The organism is Pseudomonas sp. PGPPP1 (genome assembly GCF_002255865.1).
Lineage (GTDB): Bacteria > Pseudomonadota > Gammaproteobacteria > Pseudomonadales > Pseudomonadaceae > Aquipseudomonas > Aquipseudomonas cremoris.
Genome location: NZ_NKIG01000008.1, coordinates 149,763 through 168,329, shown reverse-complemented (window position 1 = coordinate 168,329; position 18,567 = coordinate 149,763). Strand labels below are relative to the sequence as shown.

General features: G+C 57.9%; 21 protein-coding genes. All 21 read right to left on the bottom strand.

The genetic code is table 11. The features are described from left to right. Positions 1–76 precede the first annotated feature (76 nt). The 21 genes from traD to CFE47_RS12060 all read right to left on the bottom strand — a co-directional run bounded on the left by traD (position 77) and on the right by CFE47_RS12060 (position 18,421). Positions 77–2,182, bottom strand: a complete 2,106-nt coding sequence (gene traD / locus CFE47_RS12155; protein WP_286837305.1) for a type IV conjugative transfer system coupling protein TraD — start codon at positions 2,180–2,182, stop codon at positions 77–79. A 9-nt stretch (positions 2,183–2,191) separates the two neighbouring features. Then, positions 2,192–2,707, bottom strand: a complete 516-nt coding sequence (locus CFE47_RS12150) for an integrating conjugative element protein (protein ID WP_286837303.1) — start codon at positions 2,705–2,707, stop codon at positions 2,192–2,194. Continuing rightward, positions 2,704–3,252 carry a lysozyme family protein gene (locus CFE47_RS12145; RefSeq protein WP_286837302.1) on the bottom strand — a complete coding sequence of 183 codons (549 nt, stop codon included), beginning with the start codon at positions 3,250–3,252 and terminating at the stop codon, positions 2,704–2,706. Before CFE47_RS12145 ends, CFE47_RS12150 begins: the two co-directional genes overlap by 4 nt. Further along, positions 3,234–3,953 carry a TIGR03759 family integrating conjugative element protein gene (locus CFE47_RS12140; protein ID WP_286837300.1) on the bottom strand — a complete coding sequence of 240 codons (720 nt, stop codon included), beginning with the start codon at positions 3,951–3,953 and terminating at the stop codon, positions 3,234–3,236. The genes CFE47_RS12145 and CFE47_RS12140 overlap by 19 nt, the downstream gene beginning before the upstream one ends. A 9-nt stretch (positions 3,954–3,962) precedes the next feature. After that, entirely contained in the window at positions 3,963–4,634 is a 672-nt protein-coding gene (locus tag CFE47_RS12135; protein WP_286837298.1) for a chemotaxis protein, read from the bottom strand. Continuing rightward, the gene (pilL2, locus tag CFE47_RS12130) at positions 4,631–5,173 is read right to left on the bottom strand and encodes a PFGI-1 class ICE element type IV pilus protein PilL2 (RefSeq protein ID WP_286837296.1); all 543 of its coding nucleotides are present in this window, start codon (positions 5,171–5,173) and stop codon (positions 4,631–4,633) included. The genes CFE47_RS12135 and pilL2 overlap by 4 nt, the downstream gene beginning before the upstream one ends. Before the next feature lie 106 nt (positions 5,174–5,279). Beyond that, positions 5,280–6,026 (bottom strand): DUF5983 family protein, encoded by a 747-nt coding sequence (locus CFE47_RS12125; protein WP_081360950.1) that lies wholly within the window; start codon positions 6,024–6,026, stop codon positions 5,280–5,282. Positions 6,027–6,077: 51 nt separating this feature from the next. Further along, the gene (gene radC, locus CFE47_RS12120; RefSeq protein WP_286837292.1) at positions 6,078–6,572 is read right to left on the bottom strand and encodes a RadC family protein; all 495 of its coding nucleotides are present in this window, start codon (positions 6,570–6,572) and stop codon (positions 6,078–6,080) included. Positions 6,573–6,672: 100 nt separating this feature from the next. Then, entirely contained in the window at positions 6,673–6,930 is a 258-nt protein-coding gene (locus CFE47_RS12115) for a hypothetical protein (RefSeq protein ID WP_286837290.1), read from the bottom strand. 70 nt (positions 6,931–7,000) lie between these two features. Further along, entirely contained in the window at positions 7,001–7,582 is a 582-nt protein-coding gene (locus tag CFE47_RS12110; RefSeq protein WP_286837288.1) for an STY4534 family ICE replication protein, read from the bottom strand. 1,089 nt (positions 7,583–8,671) lie between these two features. After that, positions 8,672–10,639: a DNA topoisomerase III gene (locus CFE47_RS12105; RefSeq protein ID WP_286837286.1), complete on the bottom strand. Its 1,968-nt coding sequence runs from the start codon at positions 10,637–10,639 to the stop codon at positions 8,672–8,674. 221 nt (positions 10,640–10,860) lie between these two features. Beyond that, the gene (locus CFE47_RS12100) at positions 10,861–11,331 is read right to left on the bottom strand and encodes a single-stranded DNA-binding protein (protein ID WP_223508276.1); all 471 of its coding nucleotides are present in this window, start codon (positions 11,329–11,331) and stop codon (positions 10,861–10,863) included. Beyond that, positions 11,328–11,846, bottom strand: a complete 519-nt coding sequence (locus CFE47_RS12095; protein WP_286837369.1) for a DUF3158 family protein — start codon at positions 11,844–11,846, stop codon at positions 11,328–11,330. The genes CFE47_RS12100 and CFE47_RS12095 overlap by 4 nt, the downstream gene beginning before the upstream one ends. 5 nt (positions 11,847–11,851) lie before the next feature. Next, positions 11,852–12,607: a PFL_4669 family integrating conjugative element protein gene (locus tag CFE47_RS12090; RefSeq protein ID WP_286837283.1), complete on the bottom strand. Its 756-nt coding sequence runs from the start codon at positions 12,605–12,607 to the stop codon at positions 11,852–11,854. 242 nt (positions 12,608–12,849) lie between these two features. Further along, on the bottom strand, positions 12,850–14,040 hold the full coding sequence (locus CFE47_RS12085) for an STY4528 family pathogenicity island replication protein (RefSeq protein WP_286837282.1): 1,191 nt from the start codon (positions 14,038–14,040) through the stop codon (positions 12,850–12,852). Further along, positions 14,037–14,585 carry a DUF2857 domain-containing protein gene (locus tag CFE47_RS12080; protein WP_286837280.1) on the bottom strand — a complete coding sequence of 183 codons (549 nt, stop codon included), beginning with the start codon at positions 14,583–14,585 and terminating at the stop codon, positions 14,037–14,039. The genes CFE47_RS12085 and CFE47_RS12080 overlap by 4 nt, the downstream gene beginning before the upstream one ends. Further along, positions 14,582–16,168: a ParB family protein gene (locus CFE47_RS12075; protein ID WP_286837278.1), complete on the bottom strand. Its 1,587-nt coding sequence runs from the start codon at positions 16,166–16,168 to the stop codon at positions 14,582–14,584. The genes CFE47_RS12080 and CFE47_RS12075 overlap by 4 nt, the downstream gene beginning before the upstream one ends. Positions 16,169–16,182: 14 nt before the next feature. Beyond that, complete coding sequence (locus CFE47_RS31690) at positions 16,183–16,392, bottom strand: hypothetical protein (RefSeq protein ID WP_317851220.1); 210 nt, start codon at positions 16,390–16,392, stop codon at positions 16,183–16,185. Between the two features lie 83 nt (positions 16,393–16,475). After that, positions 16,476–17,318: a ParA family protein gene (locus CFE47_RS12070; protein WP_286837277.1), complete on the bottom strand. Its 843-nt coding sequence runs from the start codon at positions 17,316–17,318 to the stop codon at positions 16,476–16,478. A gap of 4 nt (positions 17,319–17,322) precedes the next feature. After that, the gene (locus tag CFE47_RS12065) at positions 17,323–17,553 is read right to left on the bottom strand and encodes an AlpA family transcriptional regulator (RefSeq protein ID WP_223508282.1); all 231 of its coding nucleotides are present in this window, start codon (positions 17,551–17,553) and stop codon (positions 17,323–17,325) included. 115 nt (positions 17,554–17,668) lie between these two features. Next, on the bottom strand, positions 17,669–18,421 hold the full coding sequence (locus CFE47_RS12060) for a hypothetical protein (RefSeq protein WP_223508283.1): 753 nt from the start codon (positions 18,419–18,421) through the stop codon (positions 17,669–17,671). Positions 18,422–18,567 lie beyond the last annotated feature (146 nt).

Genomic DNA, 18,567 nt, shown 5'->3' with positions numbered 1-18,567 from the left:
TGTGTGCCACAGGACTGATGTCGTTACGACGTCTATTGAGTGTGTTTTTGCTGAATAGAAATCAGGTGGGGTAGGGCTACCCCACCTGATCCAAATCGAAGTTGGTTGTTGGGCCGCCCCCGCTGGCAGTCCACCATTGGCCTGCCTGCTCGTTATAGGTGGCCCGCATTCGCTGGGTGAGTTCCTGCAGGTCCTTGGGCATGGCATCGTCGTTGGAGGGCTTAGGCAAAGGTATGCGGACTTTCCAGAGCTGCCCACCCGCCTGGAAGGAGAACATTTGCCCCTTGGGCAAACTGACGATGTGAGCAGGCTCGATCAGCTGCACACTGGTGCTGCTAACACGATCCTGCGAGGACGAAGTGAAGTCCGTGTTGGCCTCAGGATCGGAGGTGTCAGTCGCCCCCGACACCAGGGTCTTGGTCAGCACGTTAATCTTGGGCAGCTGCTGGGTGAGCAGTTCAGCGGTGGCGGTTTCGCGCACCCGCAGCATCTGCAGGGTGTTGAAGTTGCCGATGACCTGGCCGGCCTTGGCGCGGTTGCCAATTCGCGCTTCGATATCGCTGAGGGTCTGGGTGTAGGCGGTTACCTGGATACCGGCACCGCCGCCCTTGTTGATCAGCGGGATGAACTCATCCCCCATCAACTCGTTGAACTCATCGGCGTGCAGGTTGATGGGAAGCTTGTCGGCGCTGCTGCTCGATGGGGGGAGGCCGTGGTCGATGCCGTGTTTGTAGATGTGGCCGGCGACCGAGACCAAGTCGGCGAACATGGAGTTGCCCACGGCGGCGGCCACCTCGGCATCGGTCAGCGCATCCAGGCCGACGTAAACGATGCCGCGCTTACGGATGATCTGCATCCAGTCGAAGATTGGTCGCGGGTCATCTAAATCGGTGTAGTTGGGGGCCAGCAGCTGGGCGGTCTTACCGGTGGTGAGTTTCTCCAGCAGCGGCAGTAGCGAGGCAACGATTTTGTCGAAGTAAGTACGGTCATATCGCACCGCCGAACGCAGACCGTCCATGACCGGATCAAATACTCGCTTCACCGCCAGGTACTGCTCGATGGCCACCACCCGTTTTTCTCGCCCGATCATATGCCGGGGAATGTTCTTCTCGGTGAGCTTGCCTTCAAGCTGGACGATCACTTCCCACGCTTTCGGATCGGTCTTGGCGAAAAACTGCTGGGCGTATTCAATGAACAGCGCGTCGATGTTGACCACATGCCGTTGGATCTGCAGGTAGTCCGGGCGTCGGCCCAGCTCGATCAAAGCCCGGGCAATGATGTTGACGAAGCGCCAGGCGAACTCACGGAAGGCCGCAGAGTTACCTTCACCACTGAGCTGTCCAGCAATGCGAGACGCCACCTCAGAAATGCGTCCGAAACGTCCCACGGCGTTGTAGCGGGCTGAGATCTCCGGCCAGCCTAGATGGAACACATAAAACTCCTTCTCCCGACCGGCCCGCTTGGCTTCGACGTACATACGCTTGAGCAAGTCGGCATCGCCTTTCGGATCGAAGACGATCACCACTTCGTGTTCGATGCGATGAATGTCCTGGGTGATGTACACCTCGGCGAGTCGCGTCTTGCCGACGCGGGTAGTGCCCAGCACCAGGGTGTGTCCGACCCGTTCGCCCAGCGGCAGACTGACTTCCGTTTCGTTGGGCTCGACCCCATGCAACAGTGGCGAGCCACCTACCGGGGGTAAAGGGCGCAACGGATTGAAGGCGCTGTCCCAGGCAGTGACACGCGCCAGTATCGAGAGTCGAAACGGTGCATGCTCCAGGCGCCGTTCGAGTCCGCGGGCCAGGCGGTAGTGGGTCGGTTGGTCAACATAGTGAGCGACTGCCGGGTCTTGGGCTTCGACCAAGCGTTGGGTGTGTAGGCGGGTCCAGCGAAAGCCGCGACCCATGAACAAACGCTTACGGCTAACCGGAATCTGGCGACTGGTCAGTTCGTAGCGGGGCAGCCGGCGGATATTGCGCCGATAACGCAGCACGTCCCAGGCTTGTCGAAGCCGGATAAGGCCGAACAGGGCATAGGCCAGCGCCGCAACTAGACCGATCTCGGGTGACAGGGCCACGGCCCAGGGTGAGTTCACGCACAACACCGCGGCGGCGATGCAGATCGCCACGGTGTACAGCTCCACCGCTGGCCGGAGCTTGGACTCCATCGCGTGCTCGGCCATGACCTGGACTCACTGTTCCAGTGAGGTGGCAGTGATCAAGACGGGGTAATGCTCGATCTGCAGGCGGGTGGCGATGTCGTTGCCGTTGACCGGTAGGATGGTGATGTCTGGAGCGGCTGCTCGAATCCGGGCCAAAGCTTCAGTATCGGCCACCTCGACGGCCAGGCCGGCTGCACCCAGTTCCTGCAGTTCAGCCGCGCGTTGACGCAGCCAAGTCAGCGACTGGGGATCGCCGCCCACCAGAAAAAAGGGCTGCAGGCCGGGCATTTTCAGGGAGCGAGGCTTGACCGGGCCAGGGCTCAGCCGGGAACTACTAATCGGCAGTATCCAGGCCACATCGGCAAAGGTGGACAGGTCCGCATGCACGGGCCGATCAGCCTGAACTCTGTTATTTATCGGCACGCCCATGGCTGGAAAATCGGGTCGGGTGAAGTCGCTAGGCTGATCCCCGGCTACGGTCAGTTCCGGGTGGGCGAAAGGTGCCAAGAGCAGGATGAAATAGCAGGTAAGGGATATTCGCTTCATGGTGGTGTGCCTTGTTCGAAGGAAACCAGCAACCGTTTGAGTTGCCGGGAAAAGCCTGCGCGGTAACGCGTGGCCGGTGTTCCTCCTGCCGGGCGGTGATAGCGTCCGGCAGCCAACACCCAATCACCGGTGGCGGCGTGATGCTCCTGTAACAGCGCGGCGGTGACGGCGAGATTTCGGTAGGGGTCTAGGGCTTCGCAGGGACTGGAAAAACGTTGCCCGTGGTAACCCAAGTTGGTTTGTCCGAGACCGACATCGACCCGCTTGGCGTCATGTTGGGCGAGCGTCTGAAGCAAGGCGTGACAGGCGGCCTGGCGAGTGGAGAAGCGGTAGGGGGTGCCGGCAATGTTCAGGGTCCAAGGCCAAGGCAGCAGTCGGCCACGGACGCGGATACCGCTCTCCTGCAGGGCAATCGCGAACAGCACTGTAGAAGGGATATCGGCGTCATGTGCCGCCAGTTGGTAGGCTGGCGGCGGAAGCTCCTCGGCCTGAGCGACCAGCATCGCCAGCATGAGTGCAATACCACTCAGTCGAGGCGTTGCCATTGTCCATTCACCTGTTGAAATGTGGCAGGCAATGGCCCCGGGGCACCCAGGCTGAACCAGCGACCACGGTCATGGTTCAGGGTGATCTGCCTGCGTTGAACTCTGGTCGGGTCGATGTCTGCTTGCCGAGCCCAGCTACGGACGCGTTCATCCTCGCCTTGGCTGCCCACCAGGTAGATATCGAACGCCGTATCACTGCTTTGCAGACGCTGCGCTTCAACGGTGCACGCTGGGCAGTGGTCCTCCACAAACAGGGCCTGGCGCGGCACGAGCGATGAGCTGGCAGGGGATGGGGATGCCATGCCCTGGATCGGCAGCAGCCCTGGAAACAGCTTGGCCCAGGCCGTGGTGTAAGCGTTTTGGTAGGCCAATTCGCTCTCGGCGCGTTTGGCTTCCAGCGCTACCTGTAATTCGGCATAGCGCTGGCGCTCTTGGTCGGTCTGGGCCTCGACTCCGAGTGCGGTCAGTGGATCGAGGTTCGGGCTCCAGAAACCACGCGGGCCGGCTTGGATCTGTTCGAAGCGCGTCCACTCCTGCTCCGTCAGCCCCCAGCTTGCCGCCTGTTCAGAGTGAGAGCGCCCCAGCGGAGCGGACTGCGTGTCTTGGATCTGTGACTGTGTCGTGATGGGGTTAGCCATCGCAGCGCCGCTGATTAGTAGCGAAACGAGACAGGCGACGGAGGGCAGTAACGCTTTGTTCATGATCGCTTCTCAAGGGAGGTGCACGGTCTGGTCTGGCTGAGCGGCCACCGCGAAGATAGCTGAGTTTGGCTCCAGCACTTTCAGGTGCCAGGCGCCGAGCTGCTCGCCGCTATGCAGCAGACGAACATCCCTGAGCGAGCGACTGTCAGGAGGTGCGACTGCCAAAAAGCGCTCACCCCCGCGGGACTCGACACTCAACACTGAGAACGGTGGCGAGAGCGGGGGAGGTTTAGGACGAGTCGTCTGTTTCGGTTTGGTCGCGGAAGGCGTCGGTGGTGGTGAGGATGGCTTTGTCCTGAGGTCCAGGAGCTGCTGCTCGACCTGTTCAAGGCGTGCTCGTAGCGCAGTCATGTCCGCCGCGGTGGCGCGGGCTGCCAGACCGTCGCGCAGTTCCTGTATTTCTTGTGCCCACTGATCCAGCATCGGATCGAGGGTATTGGCCTGTTGCTCACCGGTATCGACCATCTGCTTCAGGTCTTTCAGCGCGTACTGCAGCTTCTCTTGTGCGTCCTTCAGCGCGCTTGAATCACGTTGCAGGGAGTCCAGAGTTTGTAGGCGTTGGGTGTCCGTGCTCTGTAGCTCGGCCATACGCTGATACTGGTTATACAAACCACCGCTCAGACCGGCGACTGTCAGGCACAGCAGCCCAATGATGAGGGTTTGAAACGTTGAGGCTTTCATTGACGCGCCTCCGATTGATGGGGCGAGACTGGTGTGATTAGCATGCCGCTGGCATTAGTTTTCTGCTGTTCGAAGCAGACCGAACGGCTGACGTCATCGGTCGTGAGTTGCCAGGCGGGTCCAGCCAGCACCTGTAGCGCACTGCGCAAAGAGATCGGGCCGAGCCGGTAATGGGCTGCGGGCAGAGACCGGGTAAACAGCACCTTCACCGACGCGGAAACTGGACAGAGCGAATAGCCCGAGCGCTGCAATACGTACTGCAACGCATCCTGCACCGAGGGACTCAGGCTGGACGGGATGCTCACATCAATGATTTGAGCGAGAAGATCGCGTTGTTCCGTGGTGGGTTTGGTGCTGACCAGCGTATAGCGGCCATAGCGGAGTTCTGTCGGATGCTTTCCTTCGACTGTGCCCCTCGAAAGCTGTGCCCGATTGGAGCCACTGTCGATCTCTGGATGGGCCGGCAATGGAGTGGGGATTTGCGCGGTGCAGGCGCTCAACAAACCCAGCAGGCAGACAGGCGTGAAAAAACGCTCCATGGAAAAAACCTCATGTCAGATTCAGTGCTGAACCTGACATGAGGTGAAGGAGCGATTCAGTGAGAAAGTTGATTCAAAGCTGGTCGTGTTAAAGCTGAACGTGTTGCTATTCATCAAAAATGGCGAGCCCATCCAAGACGACAGCGTCGGGGTCGAAGATCAACAATCGCACATCCGCCAATGCCGCCAGATACAGTACGTTGACCAAGGCTTCCGGTGTGCCGGCGTCGAGCTGCTCTTGTCTCAAGCTCGAATAACCATTGCCCTCAATGTTCAGCAAGTTCTCGTCCGTCCATGGCGTGCCGATCAGTTTGCAACCGATGCCGTGGCAATCCGCCAATGTGAACAGCTCGAACAAGAGGCCGGTTTGCCTCAGCGCGGAGTCACTGACCCACTCCTCCAGACACAGCATCGTTTCTTCAGGAAGGTGTGCGGTACTGATTTCCCAGGCTCGACTGTAGTGTCCCGTTTCGAAGCTTAGGCGATGGACCATGGCTTGGGCTTCTTCCAGGGAGTACAGGTCGCCGACGTGACACCGCTCGTTAAGCATTTCGCCTATCACGGCGTAGATCACTTGGCGCACCAGCCCGGTGGACGGGTAGCGTTCATCCAACTCCTCCGGAATGAATTGGCCTTCGCTGATCAAGGCGAAATCGTCATTGAACAGGCAGGGGAACAGCTGCAGCTCATCGTCGGGCAGATGGGCCTGTGAGTCGTGTACGGGGCGAAAGCAGGGAGGGCAGTCGTCTTCGTAGGTGATCAGTAGCAGCCGTTCGATATGAAGGTCGTCGTAGCCGCGAGCAAATGGATTGGAGGCCGCCAGCAGAGCAGGGGCTTGGGGTGTGGGGTTCATGAGCGTTCTCCAGATGAAAATGAACAAGGCGCCCGAAGACGCCTGTGAGGGTTAAAGCCAGCCATGTTCGGCCAGGGAAAACGGACGACCTTCACCGACGATGAAGTGATCCAGTACGCGCACTTCGATCAAGGCCAAGGCCTCTTTCAACCGTGCGGTCAAGACGCGATCTGCCTGGCTGGGTTCCGTACAACCTGAGGGGTGGTTGTGCACAAAAATGACAGCGCCTGCGTTATGAGCCATGGATCTCTTAATGACCTGTCGGGGGTAAACGCTGGCCCCATCAATGCTGCCGTGAAAGAGGACTTCGAACGCCAGCACCCGGTGCTTGGCATCGAGAAAAATTACACCGAAGACTTCATGCTCTTGTTGTGCAAGGTGCAGTTTTAGGTATGAGGCCACAGAGTCAGGCGACGTCAGGCTAGGGCCGCGGGCGAACAGCCGACGATCCAGAATATGCAGCGCTTCGTCGATCACCTGGTTTTCTTGGACGATACGATCAGTCGCGAAATCCGAGGTTTCAATCAGGATGAGTTGGGTGCTCATGGTGGTACCTCCGAAGGGAACAATCAGGGGTACACGCCCGAGGGGAGTGGTGTCCCCGAGGTGGATAGAGAGTCGCGGGCATTAGCCGATGGCGCGCTGTTTACAGCCGCGTGAATCGGTGGCGTTGACCGTGCAGGGGTGAGCCACAACCGTCGCAGGGCAATGGGGAAAAGGCTATTACTCCCCAGCCGGCTTCGGGATCGAAGTCGGCACTGATGGGCATTAACCGAACCAGTCCACGATGGATGCCGGCGATGCGTTTCTCGATTTCATCCGTCGTGTAGTAGAGCGATAACGTGCTGTAGTCCTCGTACGCCACAGCGAACAGGCAGTCGTCGCAAAGCCAGAAGGATTCCATATTGGGTCTCCTGTGCCGATTGAAGAAAAGGCGCTCGAGGAGCGCCTTGATGAGGAACATCGTGGACTGTTCAGGCGGACTGAACGGTATGGGTGGCATCACGGCGGGCCGTGCGGGGAGCAGTTGGAGATTCAGGTTCGACCCGAGCCTCTGTTGGGTTGTCGGTCTCCTCAGCTTCGCCATCAGCTGATGGTAGGGATGGCTCACTGGTTGGCGCTTGCTCAGCAGGTGCTGTTGCTTCCTGCCTGGCCGGCGCTTTGTACTCGAACGTGCCGTTGACCTTGATCCAGTCAATGAACAGCAAACGCCCTTTCAGACTGGCACCCGGTTGGCCCTGTTTATCGCCTTTCTCGTAGAGAAACGGATCGATCCACAGGTCGCCGATACGGAACGACAGCAAGACCTTTTTCTCGGCGTTGACGGCGTCCATATAGAGACGAATCAAGCGTTCAGCTTCACCCCCAGCGACTTTGCAGTCGAAACGGGTGTACTCCACCGCGTCGGTGGCACCGTGCAGGGCGGCGATATCGCAGGCCATAAATGGCTGGCCGCGGCGGACTTGTACTTCACGAACACGGTTGAGATAACCGATACCGACGGTGTGCAGATTGAAGTATGTAGTTGCTTCTTGGGAGTGGTTGGCGTGGGCCATGGTGGTTCTCCTGTTTCAAGGGAAAACGGCGACGCACAGTCCCTTACGGGGAAGTGAGCCCCCGTCAGGGTGGGTAAGGTGAAGGCAAGCGATGAACGACTCGTCACCGGCAAGCCGATGACGATCAGAACGATGCGTCTGGGGAAATAGCGGTGCAGCAGAGGAGCGTCTGCGGTGGTGATCCGCAGGCATGGGGTAGTGGGCATTCATCACCGCTGAAGCGGTAACCGCGCGAGCTTCCGAACGCTGATCGCACTTGGGTAAACCACCACGAACGTGGCGTAGCCTTGAAGGTTCTGGCTACCTGGGCTGGGCTGTCAACGACAGCGAACCACGCCCTTTGTATAAGCCTGTCATAGGGGAGCGTCAAGACGCTGCCCCCCGATTTTTTATCGCCGGAATGTAGTGGTAGTCACTGGACTGAAGAAAGTGAAGAATGGGCCTGGCGGGGTGCCAGGCGAGGAAGAGAAAAGCCACCTTTGGCGGTCTGACGCAATCGACAAGCTCCTCGCAAAACTTGGTTTGACTGCGCCATGATTCGCCAACCGACCCTTGTCGTGGCCTGGGGCGGAACATGCTGGCACGCATCCGCGCACAAAGGGTGCCCAGTGTTTCCCCGGTGGGCTCCGGAACTGAATACGATCGCTGAAGCGGATGACCGCTATTGCCTGGTAGAGACAACAGTGGTCATCCGCCACAGTGATCAGGTCGAGCACAAATCAGGAATGAAATTCCGCAGAAAGAGAAGGCTCCGAACTCAAGGAGTTCGACCGAGCTGCCCGGAGCGATTCGGTCTTGGGTCGCCGTTGGCGATGATCCTGAGACACTACAGCAGAGAGGGTTGGATCACGTCAAGCCAGTGGGCGATCCCGCATAAGCCACTACATTGAGCACGATGAAAGAGGTTACATACTGCCGAGATGAGCGGCCAATTGTTCGACGGTTGCCAGGATAAAGGCGCGGTCACTTTCTTTGCCTTGGCCCGTGAAATCGGACAACACTTTATCGACTTAGAGAGGGATCAGCCGCCGTTGATGATGCACTGATCAGCACATCACCCCAATACTCATGACGATCTACAGTGAAGCGTCATGAGCGACGCGTATCTTTTCTGATCGGCACTGTTCCCTTACAGTCGGGGTAGTGGGAGCATGACCAGAACGGCCCTGATTTCCCCTTTCGCCTGCGCGTTGAGGCGTTGCAAATGGGGCAGGTCGGGCCGGCTTCGACCGTTACCGCCAAGGTGAGTGCGCCACAGTGTTCGACCAATTGTGCAATCCAGTTCGCCTGCTTGGCGACGAACGCATCCAGGGTCAGACGTCCCGCTTCGATTTCGTCCAGAGCCTGTTCCCAGATCGCGGTCATACCCGGATCCGCGACAGCAGCGGGCACCGCCTCTATCAGAGTATGGGCCGCTGCGGAGGCCATTAAGGCGCGTTTTTTCTTCAGCAAATAGCCGCGATCAATCAACCCCTTGATGATGCCGGCTCGCGTGGCTTCGGTACCGATTCCGGTGGTGTCCCGAAGTTTCTGTTTCAGGCGTGGGTCGTTGACCAGCTTGGCCACGTTTTTCATCGCCTTGATCAGATCACCTTCGGTGAGAGGTTTGGGAGCGGCAGTGCGCATGGACTTGAGTTCGACGTCGTTCACTGCGCACTGAGTACCCTGTTGCAGGACGGGCAATACTTGGTGCTTTTGACTGGGCTCATCCTCCTCGGTGTTTTCGTAGAGCAAGCCTTTCCAGCCCTGGATCAGGATCTGTTTGCCAACAGCAGTCAAACGCTCTCCGCCGCACTTCAGTTCGACCTGAGTTCGATCAAACTCATGATGCGGAAGAAATTGCGCGAGGTAGTGGCTACGAATCAGTTCGTAGACTTGGCGTTCTTGTTCGGACATCCGCGCCAGGTTCGCCGGCTCGGTGGTGGGGATGATGCCGTGGTGCGCGGTGACCTTGGCATCGTTCCACACGCGGGAGTGCAGTGATCGATCGAGTCTTCCGAATGTGGGCTGCAGCGCCGGATCCGTTTTGAGCAGGGCAGCGAATACCGCGGGTACCTCATTGAACATACTCTCTGGCAAATAGCGGCAATCGCTGCGTGGGTAGGTGGTGGCCTTGTGGGTCTCATACAGGGCTTGGGCGATGTTCAGGGTTTCCTGAACGCCGAGTCCCTGCTTGCGCGAGCAGACTTCTTGCAGTGTGCTCAGGTCGAAGGGCGGGGGCGGAGGTTCTCGGAAACGCTCAGTCTGCAGCGAGAGTACTGTGGCCGTCTTACCGCCAGAAATCTTTTGGGCCGCCTGAATGCCCAGCGCTTGTTGCAGGCAACGACCTGCCTTGTCCTGCCCTGAGCTGGGTGGTAACCACGACGCGATGAATGGTTGCCCCATTGAGGACAGGTGCACCTCCACTTCCCAGTAGGGCACCGAGACGAAGCTGGCAATCGCACGATCCCGATCGACTACCAGACGTAAAGTGGGTGTCTGGACGCGTCCAACCGACAATACACCGTCGTAGCCCGCCCGCCGACCAAGAAGGGTAAACAAACGACTCAGGTTCATGCCGATCAGCCAATCGGCGCGGCTGCGGGCGAGGGCTGAGTGGTAAAGCAGGAAGGTCTCCTGACCAGACTTCAGTGAGGACAGTGCCTTGCGAATCGACGCCTCGTTGAGTGCGGACAACCAAAGTCGTTGAACGGGACCTCGATACTTGCAGAGTTCCAGTAGCTCGCGGGCAATCATTTCACCTTCTCGATCGGCGTCGGTCGCGATGACGACAGCAGAGGCTTCACTGAGCAGGCGCTTGATGACTTTGAACTGTGTCGCAGTCTTGGGTTTGACCTCGACCATCCACTGCGCGGGAATGATCGGTAGATGATCCAACGACCAACTCTTGAATTGCTCGCCATAGGCTTCAGGCGATGCTGTCTCCAGCAGGTGGCCGATACACCAGGTGACGGTTGTCTCTGTGCCGATCAGGCAACCATCACCACGCCGAGTGGCCCCGAGTACCTTGGCGATGTCCCGACCCTGGGAAGGTTTTTCGCAGAGGAAGAGGCGCATAGAACTGCTCCGGATTGAGTTCGGAGCAGCGTTGTTGGAAACAGCAGTTGCGAGATATGAGAAACCTGAATTGCAGGTTCCTCATATTAGTCGGTGAGGGCAGGCTTGAATGGGCCGAGGCTGCTAACCCGTTGCGACGGCAGTGTGGATCTTCACGAGCAGCACGAAGTAACACGCCAGCAACTTCGCGCAAAGGCGCAATTTTTATGCCTGAAAGTCTGTCAGTCCGTAGGTGGCTGCCCTCTGCGCTTTCTTGGTTTCGACGCAGGTGAACTGGCCTGTTCTGTACTTTTCTCGACGTGTGTCGCGGATGCCGCGGGTTCGCTGGATCGTTCCCGCATGACCACGCTGTGCACCCGGTGAGGCAGGATGCCGACTCGACGGGCCTCGATCTTGAAGGTGACCCGCGCATTGTCTTCGCTGTCCTCCCACTCATCGCGTACGGTGCGGCCTTCGACCAGCACACGCATGCCTTTCTGGTACAGCGTGCTCCAGTGTTCAGCCTCGCGGTGCCAGAGTTCAACCGGTGCCCAATAGCCGCCTCGGTCTTCATAACTGCCCTCGCGTGGCACGGGGTTGTCGAAGTACACATTCAGCCGTAGTAAACGCCGTGGCTCGTCATTGCCTGATGGAAACTCCTGAAACTCTGGTGCACTGCCGATGTTGCCTTCGCCGACAAAAAAAGTACTCATCCTGATACCTCCACTGCGGTTGTGAACTGGCGCAGTAACCGTTCGGCACTTGCCATTTTGATCGCGCAGGTCGTGGCCTGGCGGTAGAGCGAATGCACCACGCTCATTTGCAGGTTCAGTGCAATGCGCTCGCATTCGAAAAGGTGCAATGCCTCGTGTACGGCCTGTGGCAGGGCGTTGTTGGAGACCTGGCGTTCCCAGACCGCAACCCCCATACGGGCAAAATCACGGGTGCGCCAACGCAAAAAGGTGCTACCTGAGCTGGTGTTCTGCAGCACCAATCGGATATCCAGCAGTGAGAAAGGAGGCTGTCCGGCCTGCTGCACCACAGCCTCCATCAGGTGACATAACTGCGCCTCGATTTCCCTCGCCACCTGCGCCAGGTGCTCCAACTCTCCCTTACCCTTAAAAGGTTTTAAAAGGCCTTTTAGGGAGGCTGCGTGTTCGAGCTGTCGATAGGCATCCGGTGTCAACGCGTCGAAGGGCATTGGGTGAGCCGGATTCATGGGGTTTATGGGATTCATGCTTCGTCCTCCGGCTCATCCACTGTCGCAAATGGGGCTCCCGCTTCCTCTGCTAATGCGTCAGCGTCATCCACTGGCACAGCACTACGGCGAATGATCGGCGGTGCGAACTGGGAGCGGCGATGACCCTCAAGGATGTCCATCGGGGGCAAACCCCATTTGTCGATGGCTGCCAGGGCACGGGCGTTGTTCGCCGTCATGTCATCGCGTGTGACTCCGGCATGCCGATAGCGCTGTGCCTGACCGAACAGGCTGCGCAGCAAATGGGCGCCGTCGTCGATCCAGGCTTCCATGTCTCTGCGGCCGATCAGGGCGGTGTGATGGGCCAATAGGGTCCGGCGTACCAGGGTGTCGTAGTCGGTCAGCAGGTAGACCGCCAGAAAACCCAGCTGGCTGCCGATGTACAACGGCAAGGTGACGGGGTGGATGTTGAGGTTGTCACCCATGTCGATCTGGGTCGGCAGCTCTTGTCTGATCCGATCCAGCTGTTGGGTCAGTTCCAGCATCCCAACCTTGGCCTGCATCAGTTTTTCTTCGAGTTGCACGATGGCCCAGTCGGCATACGGATCGTCCTGGGCCGCGGTTTGTTTGATCAGGTTGGTGACACTGATGTAACCGGCCATGCCCATGATCGAGTGGACGCCTTCGCGTGCGGTTCGACCTTGCCAGATACGGGCGGCGTGGTGAGTGTGCAGGGTCAGGGTGATACTGCTGCGCAATGAACCCAGGTTGAGTTGATAGTGATCGGTCACGGTGTTGTCCTCGCATAAGCTTGGACGGGAACGTTGCGACAGATGAGGGGTAAGGACAGCCAAAAAGCTGAATGCGGTCTGTTCGGTTTGGTGTGAGAGGGTTAATTTCGCAGGCGTTCGCGATTGACGTCACTGGCATCATTTTCAGGGATGGCGATGGCTGTATCGGTCGAATTGCGCAGGTTCGGCTCTTTGCGATTTCACCTTAGAACTCAGTAGATTTGATGCCACTGGCATCAAATCTACTGACGTCCAGGGCGTTTTTCGCGCAGTTGGCGCAGCTCACTCAGGCACGCTTGGGCGAGGGCAGAGGCGGGTTCGCGCTGTTTTCGGGACGGGAGTGCGGGTGCTATTGGGGGCGGTTCTACAACGGGTGAGGGCTCTGTCTGACCTGCCCAAGGATGAAAATCACCGTTCAGTGCGCGCTGGATCAGGCCCATCAGATAGGCCGCGGGCTTGCGGATACCACCGGCTGCACAGCGTGCACCGGCTTCGTTAAGCACTGCCTGACGATCCGCTGGGTTGAGCTTGCTCAGCGCCACGGTGACGGCCTGACGCTCGCTTGGACTCAGGTGCAGCGGATCGGGCCAGTTCAGGTTATCCACCGTTGAGGTCGCGCGCGGTACAGTACAAGTACTTTCTTTTAATACAGTACAGGCGGCGTTCGGATTCCGAACGGCGCCGGAAATAGGGGCGTTCAAGCCCGGTTCGGAATCCGAACGAGGGCCTGCACGATTCCGAACGCGGTGATCGCCACCCAGTTCGGAATCGTGTAGGGCGTCCTCGGTTGCTAAATCCAATCCTTGCTGCATCCAGTGTTCGCCCCAGCTGTCGAGTCGCGTCGGTAGTCGACCCTGATCGATGTCCGTGTCCTGGCGGATTTCTTCCAGCATGTGCTGGGCGACAATCCGCACCGCCTTGGCGTTATGGCTGAGGCAATGTCCCACCAGCTCCAGGTAATCCTGATCCAGCTCCATGGCTTCAGCGGGGGTTAACGGTTCATCGTGTAGGACGTACAGAGAACCTTGTAGGCGCCCGCTGAGCTGATCGCGGCCACGACTCACCAAGCTGAGCCAGCGTGTCAGCCTGAGCATCATCAAGACGCGAGCGATGGTTTCACGGGAGGCTGACGCACCGTAGGGGACGCTTGACAGGTAAGGCTGAAAATCCTCATAGCGCGGTGTGACCACGCCCTGGTCTTGCAGGATGAGTCGCAACACCAGCCAGGCATTACGTTCCAATGGCGTCAGCCGATGATCCAGCAGCAGGCGACGCGGCACGACTTCGTGTGATTGGCCACTGAACAGAAAGTCAGCCTGCAGCGCCTGGTTGGAAGGTTGTTCGGTGGTAGGGCGGGCGGGCCAGCGCTCACTCAACTGCTGGGTGCATTGCTGCAGGACACGCTGCCAGCGACTGGAAGGGGCAGTGTTCATGTTCCATTGCTGTACTGGTCAATCTGCTGCCAGACGATCGTCAAGCTGATCTGCTGTTCTTCGGCCAGCATCATCATGGCATCGAGCTGATCCTCGGTACCGTCCTGTGTGCGTAGCTGGCACCATTGCTGCCAGAGCGCATGTTCCTGCGCTTCGCTCAAATGCTGAGGGCGGCCCTTTCGGGTTTCTATCTTGAGCAGACGTCGGCGCAGAGCGGTTTCCGAATGCGCCAAGCCGAAGCACTGATACATGATGGTGCTGCTGGCACCGAGCTTAAGCGCCCGGTTGATCAATCTCTCGTTCTGCTCGTCGCGTTCGGCTTGCTCGATCAACCGATGCAGCACCGGCGAATCAATTTTGACCTCAACCCAGGGAACGGTTGCATGGGCCAGGCGCGACAGCGTGGTGGGGGGTAAAGATTGCAGCAGGTAGATGTCGTCTTCACTCAGTCCGAGTGCTTTGCAGCGTTGCAAGTTACCCAGGCGCAACTCATGAAGCACCTGGGTCAGCATGGCCTGGTTGAGCACATTGAAGGACAGGTTCATGGCAGCTCCTTCGGTGAATCAGCTTCAGGTGTAAGCGTTAGATCGATCAGGCGACGGGCCAGACGGATCAGGCGATACAGTTTGATTAACAAACTGTCGGGCAGTCGCTCCAGTCCTACGTCCACGGCAGGACGGTCTGTCAGCGGAAGTTGGTAGATCCCCAGCAACAGCTGGCCAAACAGCGCTGAAGGCAGTTGCTTGCGATCCTCCCAGTTCACGTCGTCTTGAGCGCGCAATAGGGCCAGGAGCAGAAGGTGAACGCCGGTAGAGCGAGGTGTCGCAAAATCTACCCGCTCCATATCCATGGCAAAACCCAATCCATGCGGCTGATCGATGATGCTCTCGGGATGTCCGGCATAGGCTGCCATTTCCCGCGCTAGTCCGGCGATGGTTGAACGCAGTTGTTCGGGGCTATCCAGTGTGGGTGCGATGGTCCAGATATCGTCGATTGCGCAGGCCTCGACTGTCGGTGCTGCTTCGAATGAAATCTCGCGATCGATTTGTTTGCGAATCTGTTGAGTGCGTGACGGAGGACTGACCGCTGGTACGACATTCGTTTCGGGCGGTGTGAGCAGCTCCTCTCGCGCTGTTTCGGTCTGGGTTCTGGTCTCGATTGATTGGGGACGGGACTCGGAGGAGGGAGGTCCTGGCGCGGCTTCACCAACGCTCGGCGGATGGCTGTTCTCTGAGGGTGTGGTGACGACAACGCCAGGCGTCGAGATGACCTGTTGGGTGTCGCTCAGTTCCAGGGCCAACATACGGTAGGACTGTCCGAGCAAACGGCTCATGCGTTCGAGCAGTTCATCCTGGATCTGCTCAAGATCGAAGGACTCGGGTTCGGCATCGAAGTAACCCAGGGTATCGAGCCAAAATTCGGCGAACGCAATGGTGGCGGTTGGATAACGGTTCCAGGTTCGTTCAGCCTGGCTACGTAGGCCGATCAGGCGTTCGATCTGCGGCTTGCCCAATCCGGCATACAGGGTTTGTGGAATGGCGGGCAGTAAGTGTTCAAGGGTGTCGAGCATCCGGCTAATGTGCGACTGCGAAATGGGATAGCCTCCAGCGGCAAGGCGTCGTGCCAGCTCACGTTGCGAGAGCGCAGCGCCATCTGGTTCGAGCATGGTTTTGAGTTTGGCTACCGCCAGAGCACGCTCGATGAAGGTGAGTTGGCCGTGCAGATCGCTTTCGGCTAGATGGCCGAGTAGGGCGGTGATTTCATTGGCCCAGGGTCGGAACAGGCAGTGAATGCGAAAAAAACGTTCATCGCGGGTTTCCTGCCACAGCTCGCCGAGAATCGCCAAGCGCGTATTACCGCCGTTGCGGATGATGAAATAGGTTTCTCCTGGGCGGCGAGTAATCGGCGGTGGTTGATCCAGACCGCGTTCACGGATCGAGGCCTTGATATCGTCATAAAGCGGATTACGGATGAAGCGCGGGTTGTGTTCGTAGGGTCGCAACTGCTCCAGAGTGACCAGCATAGGTGTGTCGATGAGTGGATCGGACAGTCGTTCCACTTTTGGACCTGGAGTGAAGTGGTCCTGGTACAGCCTGTCGGTGATCTCCTCCTGACTGAGCTTCTTCATCGGAACAACCTCAGTTAACGCCGGTTGCGCAAATGGTCACCGACCTCGAACTTGACTATCTCGGCACTCCCCGAACCTTCGAAATGTTGGGAGAGTTCTGCGAGGAGCCAACCCATGGCCGAACGTCCACCCTGCAGACGAAAGACCACGGTGCAGTACTCCTCGCAAGGTGGATGACGTGGTCGAATGGATGGCTGAACGATGATGGGAAGTTGATCCAACATCAAAAGACTCCTTGCCAAACGCTATTGGCATCAAGGTCGATAAAAAATGATTTGGCGAGAAATGGCCGGCTTGGCGATTCATTTCATTGAGCCTCCGCGCACCTGCTCACTGTAGAGATCTCTGCGCGCCATTCCGGAAACAACTCGATGGCCAGTGCTTGCATGGTTTCCAGTGCCGATGGCGAGCGTCGTTTACATGACCGGCGCATCTCGATTCGGTGGACCGGCAGGCCAAGGGAGGCGGCATTGAGATACGCCACTCGGTCTGGAACTACGGTGTCTAGAACCAAGATGTTGGTAGCCCCAGCGAAGGTCTCCCGCAGACCGCAGATGATCATCTGAGTGTCCGTCCTAATGGCGTTCACCTGGTTCAGTAGCAGTCGCAAGGATGGTGGTGGAATGCCCAGGTGGCGGAACGGTTCGAGTTCGCTGAGCAGCTTCAAGGTGCCGCGGCGCAGTTCGCGGGCGGCGAGCATTTCCGGCGTGATGGGAGAAAGGGCGAGATCGGATGCCAGGATGGCCATCTCCAGCAGCACGCTACGTGCGCCTTGGGTGTCGATCAAAAGCAGGTCATAACGGGAACGGAAATGGTCGAGCAAATTGCGCAGCCGTAATCGCCCGTCAGGGGCGTGCAGCAGCAAAGTGCTCAGTCGGCCTTGGTCGTCGTTGGAGAGGATGAGGTCGAGACCGACGACCTCCGTCGTGGAAATTATCTGCGCAGGATCTGTCTGGTTGAGTGCAATGAGTTCGTACGCACCGGCGATGGCCTCGTGGTTCAAGGCGTAATAGCTGGAGAGGGTGGGTTGGCTATCCAGATCGAGCAGCAGGACGCGTAGGCCAGCATCCGCCAGCAGACCGCCGAGATTGGCAGCCACTGTTGTTTTGCCTACTCCACCTTTGGTGGACACCACTGATACCACACGCATAGCATCAGGCCTGCTGCGCCAAACGCTCAGTGATCCACTGTTCGATCTCCAGCGAGTCCCAGCCGACGGCGCGCAGTCCAATGCGTTTGGCATGAGGGAATTTACCTTCCTTCATCAAGTTGTAGATGTGCGCACGCTTGAAGCCGGTTTTACGCTCCACCTCGTCTCGCCGCATGATGTGACGTTCGACCTGTGGTAGAGGAGCTTCAGTGATGGGGGAGGGCTGGTTGGGCATGATGGTCACTCCTGGCGTCGATTGGCGCGTAGTGGGAAGTGACCTGAATTGAATAGTAGAAAAGGCGTGGAGTCATTGCACTGCAATCGGAGGGACTGCAGTGCAATGGCTCCGCTCACGTGTTTTTTTTGAGTATACGATTGGCTGCGGCGAACTTTGCATCCAGCGTGCGTTTACTCAGGCCAGGATCATTTTTTCGATGAGCTGAGATGGAATCGACGATGGAGGTTTGACTATCAAATACTGAGTGAGGTTTACCTGATGGCGAATGCCCTAAGATGAGTTCAACCAAGGCCCCGATGACTTTCAGGTAGCCGATTTCACTGCGGTCACTGAGTTTACTGTTGGCCTTGAGCAACTGATGGATATTTTCCCTTTCCAACCCCATTGCCTCAAGTTCATCGAGTAGTTGTTGGTAGGACGCTTCTATACTTTTTACCTGTAATTGCAGGGCATCACGATCAGCTTGTAAGGCTAGGTAGCTGCCAATGCTGATAGCTCCTTGTTGGTTGAGTGACTGTTCGAAAAGAAAGGCTGGTCTCTGGTCAGGGTAGTAGCGCGCCATCCACAATCTGAGGTCCGTATGGCGGACGGTTAGCTGGCTGCAATCAACGGGGGTGCCAATGGCGACCGGCATGCCGAGGCAACCATAGGTCAGCTCACCATGGTGGATAGCATCGAAAATTTTTTCGGTATTTGCATGTAGGCACGGCCATTGCGGAAAAGCTTTACTGAGATTGGATGAATCATTCCATGCAACCTCAAGGATTTGAGCCTCGTGAGCCATTAGATTGCACCAGCGTAAGGCTGCGTCTATGGGGCGATAAAAGACCTTCGCATACGGATTACAGCTTTGGATTGCGTACATGCTAAGGAGTCCTCCTTTTCTTCCACTAGGCATGGTCTCCCGAACAAATGAATTGGTGGTACTTGGAGCGTCCATGCGTTGCTATATATAGCTTCATATGGTTTTTTTTGAAAACGATTTCATTTGAGGTTGAGTTTTATAGTGCG